The 3,101-nt window shown below is 74.2% G+C and carries 3 protein-coding genes; all 3 read left to right on the forward strand.

Annotated features, from left to right (window positions below; translation table 11 throughout):
- Positions 1 to 221 precede the first annotated feature (221 nt).
- Positions 222 to 1,304, forward strand: a complete 1,083-nt coding sequence (ssd, locus tag E1281_RS38830) for a septum site-determining protein Ssd (RefSeq protein ID WP_131884684.1) — start codon at positions 222 to 224, stop codon at positions 1,302 to 1,304.
- Positions 1,301 to 2,452: a TadA family conjugal transfer-associated ATPase gene (locus E1281_RS38835; RefSeq protein ID WP_131884685.1), complete on the forward strand. Its 1,152-nt coding sequence runs from the start codon at positions 1,301 to 1,303 to the stop codon at positions 2,450 to 2,452. The genes ssd and E1281_RS38835 overlap by 4 nt, the downstream gene beginning before the upstream one ends.
- The coding region (locus E1281_RS38840; RefSeq protein ID WP_165959308.1) for a type II secretion system F family protein at positions 2,449 to 3,101 on the forward strand (653 nt) is incomplete at its 3' end. The genes E1281_RS38835 and E1281_RS38840, both read left to right, overlap by 4 nt.

The raw sequence follows: 3,101 nt of genomic DNA on the forward strand, positions 1-3,101 counted from the left end.
GCCGTTGAAAGCGGCCGGGCGGTGGCGCCGCCCTCCACGTGCCACCGCCCGGCCACCACCCCGGCCCCGCCCCGGGTCGGCCTGCCCGTACCGCACCGCCCGCCGCGAGATGCGCTCGCGGCTCAGCGCTGCGGCGGAGTTATCCACAGTTCACGGAACGTCTTCAGCCTCGTCGCTCAGCGTCGCAAGGTGGGTGTCTCCGAACGCAGAAGGAGCATCCGATGAATCTCGCGGCACTGATCGTCACGGGCGACCCGGCTCTCGCCGATGGCCTGCTCCGGCTCGCGGCCGCCGCCGACGTCCACGCCGAAGTGGCCTACGGCGCCGATGAGGCCAGGGCCGCCTGGACGTGGCCGGTCCTCACCCTCGTCGGCGACGACGTCGCGGAGAGCGTGGCGTCCGCCGACCTGCAGCGCCGTCCAGGCGTCGTCCTGGTCACCGGCGAAGACGCCACCTCCGACACCTACCGGCTGGCGGTCGAGGCCGGGGCGCAGGACGTCGCCGTCCTGCCCGACCACGAGGACTGGCTGATCAACGCCTTCGCCGCGGCCGGTGAACCCGAGAGCGGCCGGGCCACCACGGTGTGCGTGGTCGGCTCCCGCGGCGGAGCGGGAGCCAGCGTGCTCGCCACCGGGCTCGGCCTCGCGGCCGCGGGCCAGGGCCTGCGCACGCTGCTCGTGGACGCCGACCCGTTCGGCGGCGGCATCGATCTCATGCTCGGGCTGGAGGCGCACGAGGGCGTCCGCTGGCACGACCTCGCCGAACGACGGGGCCGGCTGAACACCGCCACGCTTCGCGAGACACTGCCGCGGTGCGGTGACCTGTCCGTCCTGTCGTGGAGACGCGGTGAACCGGTCCCGGTCTCCGACGACGCGGTGCGGTCCCTGTTCGACGCGGCCGTCCGCGGCTTCGACCTGGTCATCGGGGACGTCCCGCGCTACCCGGGCGACGTCGGCCGCGCGGCGCTGCGCGCCGCCGACACCACGTTCCTGCTCGTCCCGGCCGAGGTCCGCGCGACCGTCGCCGCCGACGGACTCGCCGCCGTTCTCCGCCGTGACACCGCCGACGTGCGCCTGGTCGTCCAGGGCCCGGCGCCCGGCGGCCTGACCGCCGACGCGGTCGCCCACGCTCTCGACCTCCCGTCCGCCGGCGCGTTCGAACGTGACCGCCGCCTTCCCACGGCCATCGACGAGGGCGGCCTCGAACGGGCCTGCCGCCGGGGTCCGCTCGCCGAGTTCTGCGGCGGCGTCCTCGCCGACCTCGCGCTCCAGCCGTACGCATACCGAGAGGAGGCGGCCGCATGACCAGGCTGTCCGATGCCATCCGGGATCGGCTGGCCGACTCGGGCGGCGAACCGACCACCGGCCGGGTCGCCGCGGCCCTGCGGGCGGAGGAACGGCTGCTCGGCGACCGCGAGGTACTGACGCTCGCCGACGAATTGCACGCCGAGTTCGTCGGCGCCGGGCCGCTGGAGCCGCTGCTACGGTCCCCGGACGTCACCGACGTCCTGGTCAACGGGCCGAACGAGGTCTGGGTGGACGCGGGCTCCGGTCTCGTCCGCACCGCCCTGAGCTTCCCGGACGAGCCGTGCCTCCGCCGTCTGGCACAGCGCTTGACCGCCGCCGCCGGACGCCGCCTCGACGATGCCGCCCCTTACGCCGACGCCCGGCTCCCGGGTGGAGTGCGCCTGCATGCCGTCCTGCCGCCCGTGGCCGCGACCGGCACCTGCATCTCCCTGCGGCTCCCCCGCCGCCGCGCCTTCACGCTGGACGAGCTGATCGCCGCGGGCACCCTCCCGCCGGAGGGCGCCGACCTGCTCGCCGCACTGATCAGATCCCGCGCCGCCTTCCTGATCACCGGCGGAACGGGAACCGGCAAAACGACTCTTCTGAGCTGCTTGTTGTCACTGGCCGACCCGGCCGACCGGCTGCTCCTGGTCGAGGATTCCGCGGAGCTGAAACCGTCCCATCCTCACGTGGTGCGGCTGGAGGCGCGTCCGCCCAACATGGAGGGCGCCGGAGGCGTGACCTTGAACGACCTGGTCCGCCAGGCCCTCCGCATGCGCCCCGACCGCCTCGTGGTCGGCGAGGTCAGAGGCCGCGAAGTCGTGGTCCTGCTTCAGGCGCTGAACACCGGCCACGAAGGCGGCTGCGGAACCCTTCACGCCAACACGGCCGCGGACGTGCCCGCCCGTCTCGAAGCCCTGGCCTGCGCGGCGGGCCTGACGCGGGAAGCCGTCCACAGCCAGCTTGCCGCCGCCCTGGACATCGTGGTCCACCTGGCCCGCGAGCCGGGCGGGGGGCGGCGCCGCGTGGCGGAGATATGTCTCCTCCGCCGAGCGTCCGACGGCCTGGTCGGCGTCGTCCCGGCGGTCTCGTTCACGGCGTCCGGCGAGGTCGTCCGTTCCTCCGGCGCCGAGTCCCTCACCAGCCGCCTGCAAGGAGGCTCGTGATCAACACACTGGCGGTCCTCTGCTCGGCCGCGGCCGTCTGGACCTTCCTGACGCCTCCTCCTGCCGTCCATCGCCTGAACCAGCTCGCCACCCGCCCACCGGTCGACCCGCTCCTCTTCGTCAAAGCCAGAGCCGAGGCAATCCGGGAGCGCAGAAGCCGTCCTCACCGCTGGCGCGCGTCGGTGATCGAACTCTGCGACGCCATGGCCGCCGAACTGGCCGCGGGCCGAACCCCCGAGGAGGCCTTCACGGCGGCGGCGACCGTCCTCGACCCGCACATCTCGAAGGAACTCCTCGACCTCCCCCGTCCACCGCCCGACCACCTCGGAGAACTGGCCGCGTCCCGGCCGGGCGCCGAAGGACTGCGCCTCCTGGCCGCCTGCTGGCGGGTCGGCTCCGAGCGCGGCGGCACCCTCGCCACCGTCCTGGACGGACTGGCCGCCGCCCTCCGCGACGAAGAGGCCCAACGCCAGGACGTCTCCGTACAACTGGCCGGCCCCCGCGCAACCGCCCGCCTCCTCGCCGCGCTACCCCTCCTGGGCCTGCTGATGGCCGCCGCCATGGGCGCGCACCCGATCTCGTTCCTCTGCGGCACCCTCCCGGGCGCCGCGTGCCTGATCGCAGGCACAACCCTCAACCTCACCGGCCT

Origin of the sequence: Actinomadura sp. KC345, assembly GCF_004348515.1 — a bacterium.
GTDB lineage: Bacteria > Actinomycetota > Actinomycetes > Streptosporangiales > Streptosporangiaceae > Spirillospora.

Coding starts and splice junctions, on each gene's coding strand:
- ssd (WP_131884684.1), top strand. CDS start 222: ATGAATCTCGCGGCACTGATCGTCACGGGCGACCCGGCTCTCGCCGAT.
- E1281_RS38835 (WP_131884685.1), top strand. CDS start 1,301: ATGACCAGGCTGTCCGATGCCATCCGGGATCGGCTGGCCGACTCGGGC.